Here is a 20,923-nt window from a genome sequence, read left to right as displayed (position 1 = left end):
GGCCTGCCTATCACTGCGCTGCTGACATCTGCACGTCAGCAGCGGACAGCCTGTCCGCATTGGATCGCGGTGCAGCCGCTCCCATACTGTTTCATCCCGGCAATCAGCCTCTCCCGCGCCCGCACGAAACCCTGGCCCAACTGAGGGGGCTGCATTTTCAATGCAGATCCGGCAGGCGGGAGATCCCCGCTCAACCAACACGGACCGCCGTTTTCAGGCCACTGTTCCCCGCGCTTTCAATGCCTCGAACGCCTCGGGGGCAATGCCGATGCCTTCCAGCACCGCGGCACTGTCAGCGCCATGCCCATGCGGACCATGGTCCAGCGCCGGGCTGCCGTGATCATAGGCAAAGCCCGCCACCGCCAGGTTTTGCCCCTCCACCTCCTGCACAGCGCGGCGGGCCTGAAAATGCGGCTCAGCCAGGCTTTCCTCCAGATGGCGCACCCGGGCGGCAGGCACATGATGCGCATTCAGCAGTTGCTCCCACTCTGCCGCAGTCCGGGTCAGCATCACCTCTGTCAGAATTTCCGCATCCCAAGCCCGGCGCCCGGCGATCTCCGCTCTTGGCGTCCTAGCGATCGCGTCTGCCTCAGCCGGACGGCCCGCGGTACGCATCAGCGCCGCCATCTGCTTGCTGGTATAGGCACCTATCATCAGCGTGCCGTCCGCGGTCTTATAGCTGGCATAGCCTGCAAGCGCCGGGTCCTGATTGCCGTGCGAACGCGGCCCCTTGCCGGTGGCCAAGGCCTGGCAGGCACCCGAGTTCTGCAGCATCAGCGCAGCATCCGCCATCGCAACGTCGATACAGCGGCCCTGCCCGGTCATCGCCCGGCCATAGAGTGCCGCCGAGATGGCCAGCGCCGCCTGCGCGCCAGTGCCGTAGTCCACCATCGCAGGCCCGACCCGCACCGGGTCCTGCCCGGCCTCTCCATTGGCCGCCATGATGCCGCTGAAGGCCTGGATTACGGTGTCATAAGCGGGGTGCTCAGCCTTCGGCCCCAGCTGTCCGAAGCCGCTGATTGCGCAATAGATCAGATCCGGCTTCAGCGCCGACAACCGCTCATAAGTCAGCTCCAGCCGCCGTACCGCAGGCAGCGTGTAGTTCAGCACCACCACGTCCGCGGTCTCAACCAGGCGGGCAAAGATCTCCTGGCCTTCGGTCCTGCCCAGATCCAGCGCCAGGCATTTCTTGCCCGCCCCCTGGGCCTGAAACGCCAGCCCCATGCCCCGCGCGTTCAGCTCCGCATCCGCGCCCTCGCTCCGGGTCATGTCGGGCTGGTTCACCGGCTCGATCTTGATCACCTCTGCCCCCAGGGCTGCCAGCTGATAGGCCGCGAACGGCCCCGCGTAAACATGGGTGAGATCGAGAACCCGCACTCCCTCAAACGGCCGCATGGAAAACCCTCCCTGTTTCCTGAAGGCTAAGCGCCGCAGCCTGCACTTTTCCGGCCCGTTCCCGCCATGCCGGCTGTCGTTTTCCTGCACAAGCCGGGTGGCTGTGCGGGGTGCTGCCCCTCTTGGCCTGCCGACCAATTCACCCCGGAGTATTGCAGACGGGAAGAAACGCGGATTGAAAACGTGCCACACCCGCAAGGCGTGAAAAGACTTGTGCAGTTTACACCATGAGTGAATACACCCGGCACAGAGCATGATTGGAAGACTGTGAATGAAGGTTTTGATACCAGCTTTCGCCCTTGCAGGCGCACTATTGCCCCTGCCGTCCTGTTCGCCAGCACACCGCCGCCGGCAAGAAACTGTAATGCATGGCGGAGGCTGCCGGAAAAGCTCTCCTCCGGGCCAGTGCTGCCATATGGAAAAGGCAACTGGCACGGTCCATTGCCATTAAAAAGCAAAAAGGCCGCCGGTCAGGGGCGGCCTTGTCATTTCTGTTGCGGGGCCGTGCCGGGCGTAGTCCCTTGGGTGATCCAGCAACACAGGGGGCTGCACACAGGACAAGGCGGTGAAGCTCAGCCGCAGAACCGGCCAAGCAACCGCGCCGCAAGCGAACTTGTGACTGAAGGCTCAGAAGCCCGCGCTTTGCCCGCGAACCAACCGCGCTTGGCAGCCGACTGCGCTATCTCCGGTTCAATGACCTCTTCTGCCGTCAGCACTCTGCGCACCGCCGCCAGGATTTCTGCTTCGCTGCCCTCGGCTGACGGGCCTTCCACAACTGCGGCGAACTCCGGCTGAAAGGTCTGGTCCATGGGGCAACTCCCTAACGTGAAACTCTGGCAAACACCCGGTTATACGGGCACTGCTTTCTATGCCTCCACCCTATCCTATTTCGTCCTGAACTGGCCCATTTTGTGTAAAATTAGTTAAAATCCTGCCGCGAAGGGCCAAATCTGGAGACATTCACCCGGCGCGCAAGCGACTGTGCCCAGGCGGGCATCAATGGCGGCCAGTCCTCACCGCATCAAACCGTGTGAAGGCCTCGCCATCTGCCAAGGAATGCAGAAAGGCCGCCCCAGCGGGACGGCCTTCATCATCTGTCCCAGCATCATCGATCCGGCTACCGTTAATCCGGGCTGTGCGCCTCAGACCGCTTTCTTGCGGCTTTCTTCCAGGTAAATCTCGCGCAAGCGCTTGGCGATCGGGCCGGGGGTCCCGTCGCCCAAGGCCACACCGTCGATCTCTACCACCGGCATCACAAAGGCCGAAGCCGAGGTGGTGAAAGCCTCATCCGCTTCCTTAGCTTCGTCGATGGTGAACAGGCGCTCTTCGATTTCCATCTGCGCTTCTTCCGCCAGACGCAGCACTGCGGCGCGGGTGATGCCGTGCAGGATGTCATTGGACAGCGGCCGGGTCACGATCTTGCCGTGCTTTACGTAATAGGCGTTGTTCGAAGTCCCTTCGGTGACATGGCCATCCTCGATCAGCCAGGCATCGTCGCAACCGGCCTTCTTGGCCATCATCTTGCCCATTGACGGGTACAGCAGCTGCACGGTCTTGATGTCGCGGCGGCCCCAGCGGATGTCCTCGATCGAGATAATCTTGGCGCCCTTCTGCGCAGCTGGGCTGTCGGCCAAGCCCGGCTTGTTCTGGGTGAACAGCACCAGCGACGGCGGGGTATCGGCGGAGGGGAACACAAAATCACGGTCGCCATCGGAGCCGCGCGAGACCTGCAGGTACACCAGGCCTTCCTCGATGCCATTCAGTTCCACCAGCTTGCGGTGGATTTCCAGCAGTTCGTCCTTGGTGCAGGGCGAGGCCATGTCCAGCTCTTTCAGCGAGCGGTCCAGACGCACAGCGTGGCCGTCAAAATCGATCAGCTTGCCGTCCAGAACCGAGGTCACTTCATAAACCGCATCGGCAAACAGAAAGCCGCGGTCAAAGATTGAAACCGTGGCTTCCCCCTCGGGCAGGTATTCGCCATTCACATAAACGGTACGGGTCATGGTATTCTCCTCAGCCCCAGAGTGCAGCCACTGGCGGGTGCACGCCCTCGGCATCAAATGTCAAAGGTTCCTCGCGGTCTTCGGCCAGCAAGAGCGGCCCGTCAAGATCCGTAACCGCCGCACCCTGCGCCACAAGCGTCGCGGGCGCCATCGCCAGCGAGGATCCAACCATGCAGCCGACCATCACCTGATAGCCCTCAGCCAGCGCCTGCGCGCGCAGCTTCAGCGCCTCGGTCAGGCCGCCGGTCTTGTCCAGCTTGATGTTGACCACATCGTATTTGCCTTTGAGCTTGGGCAGGCTGGTCCGGTCATGGCAGCTCTCGTCGGCGCAGACCGGCACCGGACGCTCCATGCCAATCAGCGCGTCGTCCTCGCCCGCGGGCAGCGGCTGCTCCACCAGTTCCACGCCCAGCCGCACCAGATGCGGTGCCAGTTCGGCATAAACTTCGGCCGACCAGCCCTCGTTGGCGTCGATGATGATCTTGGCGTCCGGCGCGCCGGCGCGCACGGCTTCCAGCCGCGGCATGTCATCGGGCGTGCCCAGCTTGATCTTCAACAGAGGGCGGAAGGCGTTCTCTGCAGCTTGCGCCTGCATCTTCTCGGCTGTGTCCAGCGACAGGGTGTAGGCGGTGATCTCCGGCCCAGGCGCTTCCAGCCCGGCCAATTCCCAGACACGTTTCCCCGCCTGCTTGGCCTCCAGATCCCACAGCGCGCAGTCAACCGCGTTGCGCGCGGCACCGGCGGGCAGCAGCGATTGCAGCTCTGCGCGGGTGAAATCAGCAGGCAGCCCTTCGATCTCGGCGGTCACGCTGTCCAGCGTCTCGTTGTAACGAGCATAAGGCACGCATTCGCCCCAGCCTGTAACGCCCTCCTTCTCCATCTTGACGGTCAGCACCTTCGCTTCGGTGCGCGAGCCGCGCGAGATGGTAAAGACCTGCGCCAGTTTAAAGACGTCAGAAGTGACGGTAATGTTCATGAAGCAGCCCTTTCCACCGGTTCTCCGCAACTGGCGGCTAACCTCAGCCGGACGCCCGGAAAATCCGGCTCCGGCGCTTTCATCTTTTCAAAAATACTCCCGCCGGAGGCTCCTGCCCGCAAAGCAAGCACCTCCGGCGGGGCTGTTAGATCAGACTACAGCCAGCGCGTCCACCAGGCGGCCGGCACCGTGACGGTACGGGTCGACGGCGGGCAGGCCCATCCGCTCTTCAACTTCCGCCAGATACTTGACCGCCTCATCCTCGGACAGGTGCTGCGTGTTCACCGAGACACCGACAACTTTGCAAGCCGGGTTGGCGCGCTGCGCCAACGGCAGGGCCACGGCTTTCAGCTCTTCCAGGCTCGGCACGTCATAATCCGGCAAGCCGCGCATATGGGTGCGGGTCGGCTCATGGCACAGGATCAGCGCATCCGGCTGGCCGCCGTGCACCAGCGCCATGGTGACACCCGAGTAGGACACGTGGAACAACGAGCCCTGGCCTTCGATCAGGTCCCAGTGGTCATCGTCGTTGTCCGGGGTCAGGTATTCGATCGAACCTGCCATGAAGTCGGCAATGACCGCGTCCAACGGCACGCCGTGGCCGGTGATCAGGATGCCGGTCTGGCCAGTGGCGCGGAAGGTCGATTTCATGCCACGCTGCTGCATCTCGGCATCCATCGCCAAGGCGGTGTACATCTTGCCGACCGAACAGTCGGTGCCGACAGCCAGGCAACGCTTGCCTTTGCGCTTCACACCATTGGCAATCGGGTAGCCGACAGTGGGAACGCGCACATCATGCAGGGTTCCGCCGTGGGTCTGGGCTGCCGCCACCAGGTCGCCCTCGTCACGCAGCAGATTGTGCAGGCCCGAAGCGATGTCATAGCCCATTTCCAGCGCCGCGATCAGCACCTCTTTCCATGCGGGCGAAATCACACCGCCGCGATTGGCCACGCCGATCACCAGCGTCTTGGCGCCGGCTTCCTTGGCTTCCGCCAGGGTCATTTCGGTCAGGCCCAGGTCGGCGCCGCAGCCCGGCAGGCGGATCTGGCCAACGGCGTGGTCCGGTCGCCAGTCGCGGATGCCGATGGCAACCTTGGCGGCCAGCATGTCAGGCGCGTCGCCCAGGAACAGCAGATAAGGGGTCTCGATCATCGCGCTCATCCTTCGAGTTAAATTAGTCGTGCTAAAATCGGGCTAATTTCGCGCAAAGTCCTCTCGAAATCGCGCAGGAACACCCTCCATGCGCGATTTTCTTCGCGATATTTACCGAATTTCCGAAGATTCTTCGTGACCGCCACTACTTACAGACGTTTCCTCCTCTTCCGCCCATGATTCCGCCTGAAGCACACCCGGCTGCGCCACGCCGATCACACCCATGGCCTGGAATTCGCCGGTGTCCTCGGGCGCCTCTGAGGTCGCGCGCCGCGCAATGGCGATCAGCGCCACGGTCACACCGACCCCGATCAACAGGTATTGCAGCCCCCGCCCGTCTGCGACGCTGATCATGTTTGGCCCGATCAGGATGCCGAAAAACTGCCCCAGCTGCAGCAGGAACGCCATGGTGCCGCTGGCCGGCACCACCTGCCCCGGCTGCAGCTGGTCGTTGGCGTGGGCCGCCAGGATCGAATAGATCGGCAGCGTGGTTGCAGCGATAACCGAAAAACCGACCACAATGCGCGACGGCGCCGTGTCCACCGCCATCCACAGCGCAACCACCGCCGAGATCCCCGACAGCGCGATCACCACATAACGCCGGTCAGTGCGGTCCGACAGCCAGCCGACCGGGTATTGCACCAGCGCCGAGGCGACAAGCGCAATCACCAGCGCGCCCGAGGCCTGTGCCTCGCTGAACCCGTTCTGCAGCGCATAGAGCGGCAGGCTGATGTACCAGGCCACCACCCCCGCCCCCATGATAACGATGCCCAGGACCGTCATCGGCGACACTTTGTACAGCCGCGTCACCGGCATCCGGTCCGGCGCCGAGTAGTCCGGTGCCCGGATGTTGGACAGCAAAAGCGGCACAATGGCCACCGACAACAGGATCGAGGTGACACCGAACAGCAGGTTGCCGCTGGGATCCGGCAGGCCGACCATCGCGGTGCCCAGCGCCGGCCCCGCCGTCTGGATGATGAAATAGACCGACAGCACCTGCGCCCGGATCCGGTTTTCCGACTTGGCATTGAGCCAGCTTTCGGTGATCACGTAGAGGCCCGGAAAACAAAAGCCCGCCAGCAGGCGCATCGCTGCCCAGCTGACCGGGTCTGAGGTCAGCAGATGGGCAATCGCCGCCACCGAGACCATCGACGCCAGCGCCGAAAACACCCGGATATGGCCGACCTTCTCGATCAGCCCCGGGGTCAGCATGGTTCCGGCCAGCGCCCCCAGCGGATAGCAGGCCTGCATGACGGAAATTTCGAGATCCGTGAACCCCAGTGTTGAGCCGCGGATCGTCAGCAGCGTGACCAGCAGCCCGTTGCCGACCATCAGCAGCAGCATGCCTAGAAACAGAGCCCAATTGTCGATCAAAGCGCGTTTCATGAAACTCCTTTTCCGCACGGATCTGCGCCCGTGTCTTTTCTTGCGCAATGCAGCATGCCGACGGTTGTTTCGCGCGGGTTTGCGACGGAAAAGGCGCAAACGGGATTGCCGCAACGCGGCGTTTCGTGCCGCAAGTGCAAAATCCACTTGCAAGCAAGCGCGCAATTTAATAACCCGAAGGGCGAAAATTCTGCAATTTCCTTACCCAGGAGGTTTCCGCATGTCCTTCCGCATCCAGCCCGCCGCTCCGGCGCGCCCCAACCGCTGCCAGCTGTTCGGCCCCGGCTCCAAAGTCAAACTGTTCGAGAAGATGGCGGCTTCGGCGGCTGACGTGATCAACCTGGATCTTGAGGATTCGGTGGCGCCCTCTGACAAGGAACAGGCCCGCGCCAATGTGATCGAGGCGATCAACGGCGTCGACTGGGGCAGCAAGTATCTGTCGGTGCGGATCAACGGGCTCGACACCCCCTACTGGTACCGCGACGTGGTGGACATTCTGGAACAGGCGGGCGACCGGCTCGACCAGATCATGATCCCCAAGGTGGGCTGCGCCGAGGACGTCTATGCTGTCGACGCCCTGGTCACCGCGATTGAGCGTGCCAAAGACCGGACCAAGCCGATTTCTTTCGAGGTGATCATCGAGTCGGCAGCAGGCATTGCCCATGCCGAGGACATCGCCAAATCCTCCCCCCGGCTGCAGGCGATGTCGCTGGGCGCTGCGGATTTCGCCGCCTCGATGGGGATGCAGACCACCGGCATCGGCGGGACGCAGGAGAATTACTACATGATCCGCGAGGGCCAGAAGCATTGGTCCGATCCCTGGCATTGGGCGCAAGCCGCTATTGTCGCCGCCTGCCGCACCCATGGCATCCTGCCGGTGGACGGGCCATTCGGCGATTTCTCGGATGAAGACGGCTATGTCGCGCAGGCGAAACGGTCCGCGACTTTGGGCATGGTCGGCAAATGGGCGATTCACCCAAGCCAGATCGCGCTGGCCAATCAGGTCTTCACCCCCTCGGATGAGGCTGTGTCGGAAGCCCGCGAGATCCTGGCGGCGATGGAAGAGGCCAAGGCGTCGGGTGCCGGCGCGACCGTCTACAAGGGCCGTCTTGTCGATATCGCCTCGATCAAACAGGCTGAGGTGATTGTGGCGCAGGCCGAACTGATTGCGGGCAGCTGACGCCAGTTCGCATAGACAGATTGCAAAGGCGTCCCGATGGGGCGCCTTTCTCGTTTGGAGGGTTTGATGACAGATTTGACTTTGCTGCATACGGCAGAAGTGCACGCGAGGACCTTCCGGGCCCTGGCACCCGAAGCGGATCTTAACCAGCAAGTGCGCAGTGATTGGCTGGCACGGGCGCGGGATGGCATTGGCGCGGACCTGAGGGCAGAGATTGCTGCGGCCGTCACCGAGGCTTACGGCCCGGTGCTGTGCACCTGTACCACCCTTGGTCCGGTGGCAGAGGAAGCAGGCGCCATCCGCATCGACTGGCCGATGATGCAGGAGGCGGCGCGGATCGGCGGGCCGGTTCTGTTGACCTATTGCCTGGACAGCACGGCAGAACCCTCGGAGGCATTGCTGCGGCGCGCCTTTGGCAGGCGTGATCCGCAACTGGCCCCGTTGTTTCTAGGACAGCACTGGCCGCTGTTTGAAACGGGCGCCGACACGGATTTTTCTGCGGCCATAGCAGAAAGCATCGCACTGGCGCTGAAGAATGGCACGTTTGGCTGCGTTGTGCTGGCGCAAGCCTCGATGGCCGGGGCGGCAGCTCTGCTGCGGGCGCAGACACAGGTGCCAGTGCTGGCCTCGCCGGAGATGGCGTTGCGGGCTTTGCTGGAGCCGCGATAGAGCGCTGGCAAGCCATGGTGTTTTACCAGCCAAGGCGCTTGCCCTGCCGGTTCCAAGCCTGCCGGGAAGCCAAGCCCCGGCACGTGATCGCGATCAACGGCAAGACTGCCATGAAACGCCCAAACCGCGTAAATGGCGCGTGCGCAGGTTACGCAACGCCTTGGGCCGCTGTCTTCGCGGCAGCGCTGTGCAGTGAGTATTTAAGAAAAAGATGAAGAGACCACTTGCTTCACCTTTTTACAAATACTCAAAATCCAAAGCCAGCCAGGGATCACGCCCGCAAGTCTTTGGGCGAGCCCATCACCACATAGGTGGTAATCGCCGTGACATAAGGAGACGTACCCAGGATATCAGTATGGAATTTCTTGTAGCTGGGAAGGTCGGCGCATTCCACGCGCAGCAGGTATTCGATGGTACCGGTGATATTGTGGCACTCAACCACCTCCGGTGCGGCCTGCATGGCGCGCTCGAAAGCCTCCTGCGCCTCTTTGGTGTGCTCTCCCAGACCCACGCCGATATAGGTAGCAAAGCCCACACCCAGCTTCTGCCGATCCAAGACCGCGCGGTAACCGGTGATGACGCCGGCACGCTCCAGTTCCTGCACCCGGCGCAGGCAGGCGGAGGGCGAAAGACCCACACGCTCCGCCAGGTCCAGATTGCTGATCCTTCCATCGCCGGTGAGTTCCTGCAATATTTGCTGGTTTATCTTATCATTCTTCGCCATTGATTGCGAAATTAGACGAGAGGCGCTGCAAAACGCAATTTCATTTGGTGCTTTTGGCGTAATCCTTTGCAAATGACCTACGAACTCCTTCTTGCGCTGGCCGGTTTTGTCTTTGGCACGGTCTTCACGCCCGGCCCCAACAACCTGATGCTGATGGCATCGGGGGCCAATTTCGGCTTTCACAAGACAATTCCGCACTTGCTGGGTGTAGCGTTCGGCTTTCCGCTGATGATCCTTCCAGTCGGGCTGGGGGTGATGCATCTGTTTGACGCTTTCCCGGTGCTGACCCCGGTGATGACAGTGCTGTCGGTAGCCTATATGCTGTGGCTGGCCTGGAAGATCGCCAATGCCGCGCCGCCCCGGGAGGGCGGGGCCGAAGGTAGGCCCCTGAGCTTTGTGCAGGCCTGCGCCTTTCAATGGGTCAATCCCAAAGCCTGGGCGATGGCGCTGGGGGCAATCACGCTGTATGCGGCCAGCCGCGACCTGAGCGCCATTCTGTGGGTCTCCGGCACCTATTTGCTGATCGGCTGTTTTTCTGCCTCGACCTGGACCATGCTGGGCCAGCAGCTGCGGCGGCTGCTGACCCGGCCCGCACAGCTGCGGGCGTTCAATTGGACCATGGCCGCGGTGCTGCTGGCCTCGCTGGCGGCAATCCTGCTGCAGCAGTAGCGGTCACTTAAGCGGCAGGCAGATTTCGGTCAGCAGCTCCTCGGGCGCGGTGCCGCGCGGGTTGTTGAGGTGGATCTCGTAACAGGGCTGATCCGCGGGTTCCTCGCCTGACTGCGGCAGCCAATTGCCGAACAGGCTGTGATAAGCGGTTTGGATGCCGGAATACGGCCCCTTGCAGGTGAGCACCGCAGCCTTGCCGCCCGGCAGGGTGACTTCCTCCATACCTTCGGGAATCGCATCACCGGCAAACTCAGCGCCCGCAAAACTGAGCAGGTCCGCCTCTGCCACCTCTTCCGGGCTGTCGAAATAGACCCCCAGCACCGCGCCCACCTGCGGCCAGAGCCCGCGGCTTTCACAGATCGCGCCAAAGGCTTCAAAGCTTTTGCCGATTTCCATTTAGGCGCCCTTGTGCGGCAGGCCGGCCAGGCGGCGGGCGGGGTCTGTTCGGATGATCACGTCATGCATCGGGTAGCTTCCTGTTCTGAGGGTTGGGTTCGGCAGCCGGATCTGCCCCTGCCGCCGGAAGGCCGCCGGGCTGCTGCCGTAAGCATTAGAGAACGCACGGGAGAATCTGTTCAGGTTGGGATAGCCTGCACGGGCCGCAGCCTGTGCGATGGGCATGTCCCCTTGCACCAGCCAGCCAGCGGCACGGTGCAGCCGGATGCGGAGCACGGCCTGGGCGCAGGTCTCGCCGGTCAGGGCGCGGAACACCCGGTGCCAGTGAAACCGCGACATCGCCGCCACATCCGCGAGCCGGTCCAGCGACAGATCGCCGTCGGTGTTGCCGTGGATATAGGCCAGAACCCGCAGGATCCGGTCTTCCTAACTGGCGGCCATTAGCGGTGCCTCCCCTGCGCTCTCTGCTCTTCCCTCTTGCCATGGCAGCAGATCACAAATCTTGCTGAGTTGCATCTTGGCGCTGCTAAGGCCATATAACGGCAAACCCGCTGAGCAGAGGCGATATGACCCAGTATCTGGAATTCGAAAAACCGCTGGCCGAAATCGAAGGCAAGGCGGAGGAGCTGCGGGCGCTGGCGCGCGCGAATGAGGAAATGGATGTGGCGGATGAGGCCGCGGCGCTGGACGCCAAGGCGGCGCAGCTGCTGCAGGATCTCTACAAGGATCTGACCCCCTGGCGCAAATGCCAGGTGGCGCGCCATCCCGAGCGCCCTCATTGCCAGGACTATATCGACGCGCTGTTCACCGAATACACGCCACTGGCCGGCGATAGGAACTTTGCCGACGACTTGGCGGTGATGGGCGGCCTGGCGCGCTTCAACGACCAGCCGATTGTGGTGATCGGCCATGAAAAAGGCTCCGACACCAAGTCGCGGATCGAGCGCAATTTCGGCATGGCCCGGCCTGAGGGTTACCGCAAGGCAATCCGGCTGATGGAAATGGCCAGCCGCTTCAAGCTGCCGGTGATCACCCTGGTGGACACCGCCGGCGCCTACCCCGGCAAAGGTGCCGAGGAGCGCGGCCAGTCTGAGGCGATAGCGCGCTCAACCGAGATGTGCCTGAAGATCGGCGTGCCGCTGATCTCGGTGATTATCGGCGAGGGCGGCTCGGGCGGTGCGGTGGCCTTTGCCTCGGCCAACCGGGTGGCGATGCTGGAGCATTCGGTCTATTCGGTGATCAGCCCCGAAGGCTGCGCGTCGATCTTGTGGAAGGATGCCGAGAAGATGCGGGAAGCGGCGGAAGCGCTGCGTTTGACTGCGCAGGACCTGCAAAAACTGGGTGTCAACGACCGGGTCATCCCGGAACCGCTGGGCGGCGCGCACCGCGATGCCAAAGCGGCGATGGCGTCGGTCAGCGGCGCGATCCAGGATATGCTGGACGAGCTGAAGGGCAAGACCGCAGACGAGCTGATCAAGGACCGGCGCCAGAAGTTCCTGGACATCGGCTCCAAGGGTCTGGCGGCCTAAGGCAGCTTACCTGCGCGGATCCGGGTGATAACGCCGTCCCGGTCCGCCCGCACTTTGTCACTGAAGCCGGTCATTGCATGGCCGGCTTTGTTGTATTTGGCGCTCCACAGGGCGATATCTGCCAGTACTGGCGCCAGATCCCGGCCTTTTTGCGTGAGCGCGTAGATATAGCTGCGGCCGTTTTCCGGATCCTTGCTTTTGCTCAGGATGCCGGCTTCCTCCAGCTGCTTCAGCCGCTGCGCCAGGATGTTGGTCGATATCCCTTCCCATCCGTTTTGAAGCTCGCCGTAGGTGCGCGCACCTTTGACCGCCATGTCGCGGATCACCAGAAGGCCCCAGCGGTCGCCGAAGATATCAAGGGCATAGGCCACCGGGCAGCCGGATTCATATTTGCTGTGTTTGCGTGTCATGAACTCTTGGTAGTTTTTATACTTGCAATATGCAAGTCATCATGCAAACCCCTATCAACTTGCAAAATGCAAGTTATCAAACCGGAGCCAACATGTCCCACGACCAAAACAACGCGGCCTTCCGCGACCGATCCCGGATGTCCCGCCGCCAGCTGCTTGCGGCCTCAGCCGGGGCGATGCTGCTGCCTTCACTTGCCAAAACACAGGAAATTGCCATGACCCCAAAAGCCTTTGTCTATACCGAAGTTGCCATCTCGGTGCCGTTCGACCAGGTGCCGCTGCAGGAAATCAACGCCGCGATCCGGCAACAACTCCATTGGCGGCTTTTACGCCTTTGACAACATTGAAAACGCCCGCAAATTCGTGACTGGCTATTTCCCAGACGAGCCGCGCAGCTTTGGCGTGGCGCACAACACGCGGGTGTTTGACGCCGAGGCCACCGCCGCGGCCAGCCGCGATATGGGTGCGGCGCATTACAACAGCGGGGCTGCGGCACCAGGGGCGTTTGTGTACACCGAACTGCAACTGTCCGTGCCGTTTGAGGAAGCCCCCTGGAAAGCGCGCAACGCGGCGCTGAAAATGCTGCCGGGTCTACAGAACAAGGTTTGGCTGAGCGGGCTGCAGACCCGGACTCTGGGCGGGTTCGACGCCTTTGACACGCTGGACACTGCACTGGATTTTGCGCTGAACCTGTTCCCGGAAACTGCGGCGGAACTGGGCTGCGCCTTTTACACAAGGGTCTTTGATGCCTCGGTCACCAAGGCGGCGAGCCAGGCAATGAACTCACCCTATTACACCGGCAGCGGCGCGTGATCAGGCGAGCCTAACCATTAGGGTACAGGCAGCGGGTCCCCCTGACATCGCCGGCCGCCGCCGCCGCTGGCGGCCTTGGGCCCGGCCCGGCGCCCCGGCACCGGGCCGGGCCCAACTGCAAAGGTCTGCCTGTCAGGCAGGCCTGCGCAGGCGGGAGCCGCCTGTCGGGAGCTATCTGCGCAGGCCAGCGCTGTTCAAGTCCGCAGATCGCTTACCAGCAAATGACTGGACGATTTCAGCTCCCTCAAGGACAGGCTGGACTTAATCCCCGACACCCCCGGCAACCGACGCAGCACGGTTTCAACGAAACGGCTGTATTCATCCAGGTCGCGCGCCACCACCAGCAGCAGAAAATCCGCATCCCCGGTTGTATTGTGGCAGGCCAGCACATTCGGGCTGGCCTCGATGGCGTGCTGGAAGTTAGCTGTCGCGGCCGCGTCATGCTCAGTGCAGCTGAGCTGAACAAAGGCCATCACTCCGAACCCCAGCGCGCGGCGGTTCACTGAGCAACAGCCGTTCCGCCAGCTTGGCATTGGACAGTCTGCCATCGCGCTGAAGGCAATCCAGGATACGGGCATCTATCTTGTCAATCTGTTCCACAGCGGAAGACTCCTGCTAAACAGTGGCATTTCTGGAAAGACTACGCCGGATTTTTCCAGAATCGTAGAGGCAGCAGAATGGCTCCCCCGGCAGTCGCCTGCTAAAAAGCCTTGTCTCCTGCAAAGGCCAAAGGAACCTGACGCGATGAAAGCTGTGCTCTATGAACGCTTTGGTGAAACACGGAAGTGGTTTCGCTGCCGGATCCGTCTCCGGCGCCCCACGGCGTGGTGGTCAAGGTTGAGGCAACCGGCGTTTGCCGCAGCGACTGGCATGGCTGGATGGGGCATGATGCGGATATCACCCTGCCGCATGTGCCGGGCCACGAATTGGCGGGCACGGTTGCGGCGGCTGGAAGGGATGTCAGCAAGTGGAATCCCGGCGACCGGGTGACCGTGCCTTTCGCCGGCGGCTGCGGCGCCTGCCTGGAGTGCCACGCCGGCCATCAACAGGTCTGCCACAGCCAATTCCAGCCCGGCTTTACCCATTGGGGGTCTTTTGCCGAATATGTGTCCATCCATCATGCGGATTTGAACCTGGTGGCGGTGCACGGCTGCGGCGGCGTTGGGCTGTCGGCGGTGATGATCGCCACCGCACTTGGCGCCAATGTGATCGCTGTCGACATATCCGAGGAGAAGCTAGCACTGGCCCGCAGCCTGGGCGCGGTTGCCGGGGTCGATGCCAGCACCGTCGCGGATGCGGCAGAAGCGGTGCGGGAGATCTCCCGCGGCGGGGCGCATGTGTCGCTGGACGCGCTAGGGGCATCCGGAAACCTGCTTCAATTCGGTCAATTGCCTGCGCAAGCGCGGCAAGCATGTGCAAGTGGGGCTGATACGGGCGGATCACAGCACGCCGCAGATTCCGATGGCGCGGGTGATCGCGGATGAACTGGAGATCCTTGGCAGCCATGGCATGCAGGCTCATCGCTACGGTGCAATGCTGGACATGGTGCAATCCGGCAAGCTGGCGCCCGGCCGGCTGGTCGGCCAGGAAATCAGCTTGGAGCAATCGCTAGCTTCACTGATGGAAATGGACCGGTTCCAATCCGTAGGCGCCACCACAATCACCCGGTTCTGAGCGGGCTGGCCAAGGCTTGCACAGCCTCGACGCAGAGCGGACCTTTAGAACTTGGCGACTTCGGCTCATGCAGGCCCTCCCGCGCCCGCGCGGCACCGGCTTTGCCAGTGCCGCTGGCAGCCTTGGGCGTGGCCCGGCGCCACGGCGCCGGGCCACGCCCAACTGTGAGGGCAGTTTTCAAATTGCCCCGAACAGGCGGGAGTGCTTCCGCCCTCGTACATGCCAGCATGATTGGGACACAGACCTACCCGGTCAGGAGCCGCAGACCCTGGGTCACGTCCGAGCGCACTGCCAAACGCAAGCCCGGTTCATCCCCAGCTTTCAGCGCCGCGATGATCAGGCGGTGGTTTTGCGGCGGATCGGTGCGGCGCAACCGGCCGTAAAGCGCCCGCATGGTGGGGCCCAGCTGCAGCCAGACGGTCTCGGCCATTGCCAGCATGGCCGGCGCCTGGGCGCGCAGGTACAGGGTGCGGTGGAACTCCAGATTGGTGCGGATATACCCGACCGCGTCGCGCTTGGTGACCATCTCGGCCACCGTTCCATTGATCATTTGCAGCCGGTCGATCAGGGCCATATGCGCGCGCGGCAGGGCGCGGCTAGACAGCTCCACCTCCAGGAGCGCGCGCAGGGCGGCCAGCTCCTCGATCCGTTCGTTGGTGAGTTCCGGCGTCGACACCCGCCCCGACGACGACAGAAACAGCGCGCCCTCGGCGGCGAGCCGCCGGACAGCCTCGCGCGCAGGCGTCATGGAGACGTCGAATTCGCGGCCGATGCCGCGCAGCGTCAGCGCTGCGCCAGGAGTGATTTCGCCATGCATGATACGGGTGCGCAAAGCGCGGTAGACGCGGTCGTGGGCCGGGGCGGCAGCGTCCTGGGGAGAGCGGGCAGTCAGGTTCATCCCCTCAAGTGATCACAAATTGAGCCGCGGTCAAGCGGACAGATCCGCGCGTGTGATCACAATTTGCGGGCACGGGCCGCAGGTCCGGAGCAGCGCGTCACGGCCGGCCGGGTAGCCCCGCCAGGCTGAACCCGGTGCGCAGCCGTTGCAAAGGGCTGCCGGGTCCGGCCCTGGAACCATAGGGAAAGGCGCCCGCTGCTTGATCCAGCGTAAGCCCCTCCGCCTGCAGCTGGGCGCAGGCGCTGCCAGCCTCGTCAAAGCGGCCCAGCGTAGCCAGCCCGGCGCAAAGCACCGCCTGGGCCAGCTGCGCCCGCGGCTCCAGCGCCAGTGCTTCGCTGGCTGAGGCAACGGCGGCCTCCTCCTGCCCGGCATCAAACAGCATTGACGCACGCAAGCTGCGGTATAGCGCTGGCGGCACCGGATTGAGCCGCAGAGCGGTGGCATAGGCGGCCTCTGCGGCTGTGCCCTGCCCCTCCATCTGCAGCAGCCAGGCCCGCAACAGATGGCCATCTGCGTCGTTTGGGAAAGAGCGTTCGAGCGTCCGCGCATGGGTCAAGGCCATGTCCGGCGCGCCACTGAACTGCGCCGCAAGAGCGCGAATGCGCAAAGTGCCGGGTGTCTCCGGCAGCCCCTCCAGCTGCTGTGCCGCTTTGGCAGAGCGCTGCGGCAGGCTGGCCAGCGGGCCGGTCAGCAACTCCAGGTCAAGCTCCGCCTGCAGCACAAGTGCCTCTGTCAGCCCCAGGACCAGAAGCAAAGCCTGATGCACGGCCAGTCTGGCCTCTTGCTGCCGTCCGGCCGCCAGCATGCTGCGCGCAGCCAGCAGCTGCATCAGCGCCTGGTCCGGCACCGGCGACGCCGCAACCTTACGCATGGGCTGACTGAAGGAACTGAGGATATCAGCCGCCACCGCGGACGCCACCGCGGACAGGCTGGTTTGCGGGCGGGGCGGCAGGGTTGCCTGCCCGGACGGGCTGCGGATATCCAGCCGGATCCCCTGCAATGGAGCGGCAGGCATGTGGCCGCTGACCAGAAACTCTGTTCCCAGCAGTTTCGCCGCCTGGTTCTGCGGCAGTCCGGCCGCCGCCCGGCTGCTGGCCGGGGCCACCACTGCCAGGCCGGGAACCGCGGCAAGAGCGCGGATCACCTCGCCGGTGAGCGCCTGGGCCAGTTCAGGAGATGCCGAGGCCGCCGTGAAAGGCAGCACGGCAACCAGAGGCCGCGCCTGCTCCGCCCCGCTGGCGGCCTGGCCCGCCCCATGCAGACCCGGCATACCCGCCGCCCACCAGCCGCCGCCCGCCGCAGCCAGGACCGTAAACGCAGCCAGCGCCAGCCACACAGGCCGCCCTGCCCGCCGGCGCGGCGGCGAAGCTGCCTGGACCGCTTTCTCTGGTGCAGCGACCGGGTGCAGACCGGGCAGCGAGGTCAGCTCGTCGCCGAGCACATACACCTGCACAGGCTCGGGAATGTTCTTGACCTCATGAAGGCCCAGGTCCTCGAACGCATAAGGAATGCGGCCCCGCACCTGGCCATATGCTTCAGCCGATAGGGCCACCCCGCCAAGCGGTGCCAAAGCCTCCAGCCGGGCGGCGATATTGACATCGTCGCCATAGATATCGCCCTGGGCAATCAGCACTTCACCCAGAGTGATACCGATCCGAAGCTGCAGATGCCGGTTGCGGGCGGCGGCGGCCTGGATCCCGGCTGCCGCCTCCACTGCCGAGATCACGCTGGGAAAAATCGCCAGCACCCCGTCGCCCATCAGCTTGATGATCCGGCCCCCGTGGCTGCGGATCGCCGGAGCAATCAGGCTTTGCTGCTGCGCCAGAACCTGGTTCAACGTGCCGGCCTCATCTTCGGCCATCAACCGGCTGAAGCCAGAGACATCCAGCACGAAAATGGCAGCAAGGCGTCGTTGCGGTTTGTCTGACACGGGCAAGCCTCAAGAACCGGGGAAACTGGAAACAGGTACCTGCCAAGAGGCTAGCCCGCGCATCGGCAGGGTCAAAGCCTTGCCGCTATTCGCCGAACCGGTAACGGTGCAGGCCGGCGCCGTTTTCGCGCAGCCAGCTGCGCGGCGGCTCGTATTGGCCATAGAGGCGTTCCACTACCGCCCAGAATGCTGCCGAGTGGTTCATTTCCTGCAGATGCGCCACCTCGTGGGCGGCGACATAACGCAGCACTGCGGGCGGCGCCAGGATCAGCCGCCAGGAATACATCAGCCCGCCATCGGCGGTGCAGGACCCCCAGCGCGACCGGGTGTCGCGCAGGGTCAGGCGGCTGTAACCCTTGCCCAGCCGGGCAGCATAGAAATCCGACGCCTCGGCCAGCCGGTTGCGTGCCAGCTCCTTCAGGTAACGCTGCAAAACCCGCCCCGGACTGTCCCCCGGAACCGCAATACGGCCCGCATCCAGCTGGATACGGCGCCCCGGCGCGCGCTCAACCACCCGGTTCTGGCCATCAACCGGCAACACCGTGCCAAACTCCGCTTCCACCGCCTCGGGATGCTTTTCCAGATGCGACCGGATCCAGTCCGCCTTCTCCTCGGCAAAGGCAAGGGCGGCGCGTTCCGGCAGGCTTTTGGGCAGGGTCAGTGTCACCCGCCCGTCCAGCGAGGAGATCCGCAGGCTGATCCGCCGCGCCCGCGCCGACCGCCGCAGCGTCAGCGGCACCGGCGGATTTCCGGGCAGGTGATGTTCGGCCATAGGCGCCCCTTTCCGGCAAAGGCTTTGACAGTGCCACCCTCATATGGCAAGGCACCGGAATCGTCGATACGACTCACCAGTAAATCAAGGGGATCCACATGCCCAAGGAAGAATGGGGTGTAAAGCGCGTCTGCCCCACCACTGGCAAGCGCTTTTATGACCTGAACAAGAACCCGGTTGTCAGCCCCTACACGGGCGAGGCTGTCGAGCTGGACACCGGCAAGACCCGCATGATCGAGGCTGATGCCGAAGATGCGGCCACCCTGAAGGCCAAAGAGAACCTCGAAGGGAATGACGCGGTTCTGGAAGATGACGACGACGTCGATGTTGATCTGGGCGATGATGTTCTGGACGACGACGATGACGAGGACAACGTTCCGCTGGACGAGATTGCCGACATGTCGACCCCCGAGGACGATTCCTAAGGCATTTCCAGCCACCCGGGGAAGCGCCTCGCCTTCCCCGGGCGGCCAGCCGGCGGTGCCGGAAAAAAAGTTTGAAACCCGGCGCATTTTCCGCTTGCAGCCCGCGCCGCCGTCCCTTAAACGACGCTCACACCGCAAGACGGACCGCACCGGAGACGGGGTGGACACGGGAAAGCGGATAGGTTTGGGGCCTTAGCTCAGCTGGGAGAGCGCCTGCATGGCATGCAGGAGGTCAGGAGTTCGATCCTCCTAGGCTCCACCAAATCTTCATTGAAAAGCGTCAGATTGATTTGCCTTTTTGGTCAGAGATATTGCTTCTGGCGGTGATTTGTGGCTGATCGGAGACCAACTCCACTTGGCACGGCCACTTGATTTCCACGAACATGATGGGCGCAAAACTGAAGTTCACTGGACAGGCGTCTCGCTTGATCGGGAACTTCCGAAGTGGACCTTGCAAAGCGGTCAACTCAATTGAATGAAGTCATTGAATAGGCACTGTTACAGCGATACGCAACTATTGGGAGAATAGAGGCGGGTCAACTAGTGCAGGTCATTGAAGGTGGCCCCGAAATCCCGGATGAACTCTTGCTTGCGCTTGATGAGGGACGCGTGGTCTTCTTCTGTGGCGCAGGTGTTTCTCGTGCCAGGGCCCAGTTGCCCGACTTCTTCGGCCTGGCAAACCAAGTTCTGAACACGCTTGGCGTTCCTGACGACTCTCCTTCAGTCAAGATTCTTGCTGAAGCTCGCGAAATTGAAGCTCGAACCGGCGTGCCCGGACTAATTTCAGCCGACCGTGTGTTTGATCTTCTAGAGCGCGATATAGAACGTGCAGTTGCGCAAGCACTTGCCCCTCAAGAAGGCGTTGACCTATGGGCACATGATCTGCTTCTGGACCTTGCTACGACCAAGGACGGCGTTGCGAAGCTGGTAACGACTAACTTCGACCGATTGTTTGATGATTGCGAGCGCGGGCTGGAAGCATGGCAACCACCTAGACTGCCTGACCCGGCAAGACCCGGAGACTTGCACGGGATTGTTTACCTGCATGGCCGCGCGCGAGAAGAATACGATGGGTCTGAAGGTGATGGGTTCGTATTGTCGAGCGCCGAGTTCGGTCGGGCCTATCTTGCAGAAGGTTGGGCAACCCGTTTCTTTAAAGATGAAATTCACTTGTTGCGGGCAGGCCACCAGAACGGATCAGCAACTTAGGTGTGTCGATCGGGAAGGTTTCAAACCAGAACGCGGCAGTATGGTGGGGCGCAAGGCAATAGGGCCTACAGTGCTCTGGGCTACCGCCCGACTGCGCCAGAGGCCATCGTCCCGATGGACCAACGGCCAACCATGCACTAACTTTCAATTTGGACCACTCAAGTGGGGCTACTCAGGGGCGGATTTCAAATCGTCCGTTCACGGCATGGAAGCTGAAGAAGCGAAATGCGGGACTTTGCAGCCGTTCGCTGCACCTGCAACCTGGGCATCACCCCGCGTCCGTTTCGCTGCAGTTAGTGACCTTTGCAAACCCGTGGCTCATTGAGCGACTTGTCGGGTTCGGCTGCCCCAATGAAGTCACTCCCGCGCTAAAAGGGAATTAACGGGTTCGAAGGTTTTTCGATGCGGGCCGCGGCGCATCGGTGGCGTTCGTGTGCAACCCGGCCCGCGTTGAATAACCTGACAAGGAGGAAGCTGCGGGAGGCTGGGCGGCGTCTATGGGGAAAGTATGCTGCGGGTGATTGCGAGAGCTGGTTCTGAGCGCCAGCCAGGCAGGAAGCGCCGGTTTAGAAAGGTTGTCCAGCGGGGTGTGATCATGCGTTCCGTGTGCCGGCGGAGCCGTTGACCGGGTGATTGCGGGCCAGCCACAGGACCGGGCGTACCGGGGGCGTTCCGGAGCACGAATTGGAACCGGGGCAGTCTTCGCGGCGTGG

General features: G+C 62.9%; 20 protein-coding genes, 1 tRNA gene and 3 pseudogenes. 10 read left to right on the top strand and 14 right to left on the bottom strand.

Annotation, left to right across the window (positions count from 1 at the left end):
• Nucleotides 1-213: 213 nt before the first annotated feature.
• From AQUI_RS27785 to AQUI_RS0112315, 6 genes are all read right to left on the bottom strand, one after another.
• Nucleotides 214-1,395: a CaiB/BaiF CoA transferase family protein gene (locus AQUI_RS27785; RefSeq protein ID WP_035919944.1), complete on the bottom strand. Its 1,182-nt coding sequence runs from the start codon at nt 1,393-1,395 to the stop codon at nt 214-216.
• A gap of 572 nt (nt 1,396-1,967) precedes the next feature.
• The gene (locus tag AQUI_RS0112335; protein WP_027257789.1) at nt 1,968-2,204 is read right to left on the bottom strand and encodes a hypothetical protein; all 237 of its coding nucleotides are present in this window, start codon (nt 2,202-2,204) and stop codon (nt 1,968-1,970) included.
• Between the two features lie 333 nt (nt 2,205-2,537).
• The gene (locus AQUI_RS0112330; RefSeq protein ID WP_027257788.1) at nt 2,538-3,398 is read right to left on the bottom strand and encodes a D-amino-acid transaminase; all 861 of its coding nucleotides are present in this window, start codon (nt 3,396-3,398) and stop codon (nt 2,538-2,540) included.
• A gap of 10 nt (nt 3,399-3,408) precedes the next feature.
• Nucleotides 3,409-4,374 (bottom strand): N-acetyl-D-Glu racemase DgcA, encoded by a 966-nt coding sequence (gene dgcA, locus AQUI_RS0112325; protein ID WP_027257787.1) that lies wholly within the window; start codon nt 4,372-4,374, stop codon nt 3,409-3,411.
• Nucleotides 4,375-4,524: 150 nt separating this feature from the next.
• Nucleotides 4,525-5,526, bottom strand: a complete 1,002-nt coding sequence (gene dgcN / locus AQUI_RS0112320; protein ID WP_027257786.1) for an N-acetyltransferase DgcN — start codon at nt 5,524-5,526, stop codon at nt 4,525-4,527.
• Nucleotides 5,527-5,637: 111 nt separating this feature from the next.
• Nucleotides 5,638-6,912 (bottom strand): MFS transporter, encoded by a 1,275-nt coding sequence (locus AQUI_RS0112315; RefSeq protein ID WP_027257785.1) that lies wholly within the window; start codon nt 6,910-6,912, stop codon nt 5,638-5,640.
• Between the two features lie 220 nt (nt 6,913-7,132).
• Between AQUI_RS0112315 and AQUI_RS0112310 the strand changes: the two genes are divergently transcribed.
• Nucleotides 7,133-8,092 carry an L-malyl-CoA/beta-methylmalyl-CoA lyase gene (locus AQUI_RS0112310; protein WP_027257784.1) on the top strand — a complete coding sequence of 320 codons (960 nt, stop codon included), beginning with the start codon at nt 7,133-7,135 and terminating at the stop codon, nt 8,090-8,092.
• Between the two features lie 66 nt (nt 8,093-8,158).
• On the top strand, nt 8,159-8,761 hold the full coding sequence (locus AQUI_RS0112305) for a hypothetical protein (protein ID WP_027257783.1): 603 nt from the start codon (nt 8,159-8,161) through the stop codon (nt 8,759-8,761).
• Between the two features lie 271 nt (nt 8,762-9,032).
• Here AQUI_RS0112305 and AQUI_RS0112300 read toward each other — a convergent pair whose 3' ends face one another.
• Nucleotides 9,033-9,485 (bottom strand): Lrp/AsnC family transcriptional regulator, encoded by a 453-nt coding sequence (locus tag AQUI_RS0112300; protein ID WP_027257782.1) that lies wholly within the window; start codon nt 9,483-9,485, stop codon nt 9,033-9,035.
• Between the two features lie 72 nt (nt 9,486-9,557).
• Here AQUI_RS0112300 and AQUI_RS0112295 point away from each other — a divergent pair, with 72 nt between their 5' ends.
• Nucleotides 9,558-10,154 (top strand): LysE family translocator, encoded by a 597-nt coding sequence (locus AQUI_RS0112295; RefSeq protein WP_027257781.1) that lies wholly within the window; start codon nt 9,558-9,560, stop codon nt 10,152-10,154.
• A 3-nt stretch (nt 10,155-10,157) separates the two neighbouring features.
• On the opposite strand, the pseudogene AQUI_RS27780 reads toward AQUI_RS0112295, so the two are convergent.
• Nucleotides 10,158-10,967: pseudogene (locus AQUI_RS27780) on the bottom strand (AraC family transcriptional regulator).
• Between the two features lie 149 nt (nt 10,968-11,116).
• On the opposite strand from AQUI_RS27780, the gene AQUI_RS0112285 reads away from it, so the two are divergent.
• Nucleotides 11,117-12,079, top strand: a complete 963-nt coding sequence (locus AQUI_RS0112285) for an acetyl-CoA carboxylase carboxyltransferase subunit alpha (protein ID WP_027257780.1) — start codon at nt 11,117-11,119, stop codon at nt 12,077-12,079.
• Here AQUI_RS0112285 and AQUI_RS0112280 read toward each other — a convergent pair.
• Nucleotides 12,076-12,489, bottom strand: coding sequence for a winged helix-turn-helix transcriptional regulator (locus AQUI_RS0112280; protein WP_027257779.1), 414 nt, complete (start codon nt 12,487-12,489; stop codon nt 12,076-12,078). The genes AQUI_RS0112285 and AQUI_RS0112280 overlap by 4 nt on opposite strands.
• A gap of 29 nt (nt 12,490-12,518) precedes the next feature.
• Between AQUI_RS0112280 and AQUI_RS31925 the strand changes: the two genes are divergently transcribed.
• On the top strand, nt 12,519-12,827 hold the full coding sequence (locus AQUI_RS31925; protein ID WP_245596914.1) for a hypothetical protein: 309 nt from the start codon (nt 12,519-12,521) through the stop codon (nt 12,825-12,827).
• A 25-nt stretch (nt 12,828-12,852) separates the two neighbouring features.
• Nucleotides 12,853-13,302 carry a hypothetical protein gene (locus AQUI_RS31920; protein WP_245596913.1) on the top strand — a complete coding sequence of 150 codons (450 nt, stop codon included), beginning with the start codon at nt 12,853-12,855 and terminating at the stop codon, nt 13,300-13,302.
• Between the two features lie 194 nt (nt 13,303-13,496).
• Here AQUI_RS31920 and AQUI_RS27770 read toward each other — a convergent pair whose 3' ends face one another.
• Entirely contained in the window at nt 13,497-13,835 is a 339-nt protein-coding gene (locus AQUI_RS27770; protein ID WP_245596912.1) for an Lrp/AsnC family transcriptional regulator, read from the bottom strand.
• A gap of 4 nt (nt 13,836-13,839) precedes the next feature.
• A pseudogene (locus tag AQUI_RS31915) lies at nt 13,840-13,902 on the bottom strand (hypothetical protein); the annotation flags it as partial.
• 144 nt (nt 13,903-14,046) lie between these two features.
• Here AQUI_RS31915 and AQUI_RS27765 point away from each other — a divergent pair.
• Nucleotides 14,047-14,976, top strand: a pseudogene (locus AQUI_RS27765) (zinc-dependent alcohol dehydrogenase family protein).
• Nucleotides 14,977-15,220: 244 nt separating this feature from the next.
• Here the strand turns inward: AQUI_RS27765 and AQUI_RS0112260 are convergent.
• The 3 genes from AQUI_RS0112260 to AQUI_RS0112250 all read right to left on the bottom strand — a co-directional run bounded on the left by AQUI_RS0112260 (nt 15,221) and on the right by AQUI_RS0112250 (nt 18,576).
• On the bottom strand, nt 15,221-15,874 hold the full coding sequence (locus tag AQUI_RS0112260) for a GntR family transcriptional regulator (RefSeq protein ID WP_027257778.1): 654 nt from the start codon (nt 15,872-15,874) through the stop codon (nt 15,221-15,223).
• Nucleotides 15,875-15,971: 97 nt separating this feature from the next.
• Nucleotides 15,972-17,804, bottom strand: coding sequence for an adenylate/guanylate cyclase domain-containing protein (locus AQUI_RS0112255; RefSeq protein WP_027257777.1), 1,833 nt, complete (start codon nt 17,802-17,804; stop codon nt 15,972-15,974).
• Nucleotides 17,805-17,889: 85 nt separating this feature from the next.
• Nucleotides 17,890-18,576: a M48 family metallopeptidase gene (locus AQUI_RS0112250; RefSeq protein WP_027257776.1), complete on the bottom strand. Its 687-nt coding sequence runs from the start codon at nt 18,574-18,576 to the stop codon at nt 17,890-17,892.
• Between the two features lie 98 nt (nt 18,577-18,674).
• On the opposite strand from AQUI_RS0112250, the gene AQUI_RS0112245 reads away from it, so the two are divergent.
• The 3 genes from AQUI_RS0112245 (at nt 18,675) to AQUI_RS0112235 (ending at nt 20,210) form a co-directional block, all read left to right on the top strand.
• Entirely contained in the window at nt 18,675-19,001 is a 327-nt protein-coding gene (locus AQUI_RS0112245) for a TIGR02300 family protein (RefSeq protein WP_027257775.1), read from the top strand.
• Nucleotides 19,002-19,187: 186 nt separating this feature from the next.
• Nucleotides 19,188-19,263: transfer RNA gene (locus tag AQUI_RS0112240), tRNA-Ala, on the top strand.
• Nucleotides 19,264-19,544: 281 nt separating this feature from the next.
• The gene (locus AQUI_RS0112235) at nt 19,545-20,210 is read left to right on the top strand and encodes an SIR2 family protein (RefSeq protein WP_027257774.1); all 666 of its coding nucleotides are present in this window, start codon (nt 19,545-19,547) and stop codon (nt 20,208-20,210) included.
• The last annotated feature ends 713 nt before the right edge of the window (nt 20,211-20,923 follow it).

The sequence above is a fragment of the Leisingera aquimarina DSM 24565 genome (assembly GCF_000473165.1).
GTDB lineage: Bacteria > Pseudomonadota > Alphaproteobacteria > Rhodobacterales > Rhodobacteraceae > Leisingera > Leisingera aquimarina.
The sequence above is the reverse complement of the archived record's forward strand: the minus strand, read 5'-3'. Positions and strand labels throughout refer to the sequence as shown.

Coding starts and splice junctions, on each gene's coding strand:
- AQUI_RS27785 (WP_035919944.1), bottom strand. CDS start 1,395: ATGCGGCCGTTTGAGGGAGTGCGGGTTCTCGATCTCACCCATGTTTAC.
- AQUI_RS0112335 (WP_027257789.1), bottom strand. CDS start 2,204: ATGGACCAGACCTTTCAGCCGGAGTTCGCCGCAGTTGTGGAAGGCCCG.
- AQUI_RS0112330 (WP_027257788.1), bottom strand. CDS start 3,398: ATGACCCGTACCGTTTATGTGAATGGCGAATACCTGCCCGAGGGGGAA.
- dgcA (WP_027257787.1), bottom strand. CDS start 4,374: ATGAACATTACCGTCACTTCTGACGTCTTTAAACTGGCGCAGGTCTTT.
- dgcN (WP_027257786.1), bottom strand. CDS start 5,526: ATGATCGAGACCCCTTATCTGCTGTTCCTGGGCGACGCGCCTGACATG.
- AQUI_RS0112315 (WP_027257785.1), bottom strand. CDS start 6,912: ATGAAACGCGCTTTGATCGACAATTGGGCTCTGTTTCTAGGCATGCTG.
- AQUI_RS0112310 (WP_027257784.1), top strand. CDS start 7,133: ATGTCCTTCCGCATCCAGCCCGCCGCTCCGGCGCGCCCCAACCGCTGC.
- AQUI_RS0112305 (WP_027257783.1), top strand. CDS start 8,159: ATGACAGATTTGACTTTGCTGCATACGGCAGAAGTGCACGCGAGGACC.
- AQUI_RS0112300 (WP_027257782.1), bottom strand. CDS start 9,485: ATGGCGAAGAATGATAAGATAAACCAGCAAATATTGCAGGAACTCACC.
- AQUI_RS0112295 (WP_027257781.1), top strand. CDS start 9,558: ATGACCTACGAACTCCTTCTTGCGCTGGCCGGTTTTGTCTTTGGCACG.
- AQUI_RS0112285 (WP_027257780.1), top strand. CDS start 11,117: ATGACCCAGTATCTGGAATTCGAAAAACCGCTGGCCGAAATCGAAGGC.
- AQUI_RS0112280 (WP_027257779.1), bottom strand. CDS start 12,489: ATGACACGCAAACACAGCAAATATGAATCCGGCTGCCCGGTGGCCTAT.
- AQUI_RS31925 (WP_245596914.1), top strand. CDS start 12,519: ATGCAAGTCATCATGCAAACCCCTATCAACTTGCAAAATGCAAGTTAT.
- AQUI_RS27770 (WP_245596912.1), bottom strand. CDS start 13,835: ATGCCAAGCTGGCGGAACGGCTGTTGCTCAGTGAACCGCCGCGCGCTG.
- AQUI_RS0112260 (WP_027257778.1), bottom strand. CDS start 15,874: ATGAACCTGACTGCCCGCTCTCCCCAGGACGCTGCCGCCCCGGCCCAC.
- AQUI_RS0112250 (WP_027257776.1), bottom strand. CDS start 18,576: ATGGCCGAACATCACCTGCCCGGAAATCCGCCGGTGCCGCTGACGCTG.
- AQUI_RS0112245 (WP_027257775.1), top strand. CDS start 18,675: ATGCCCAAGGAAGAATGGGGTGTAAAGCGCGTCTGCCCCACCACTGGC.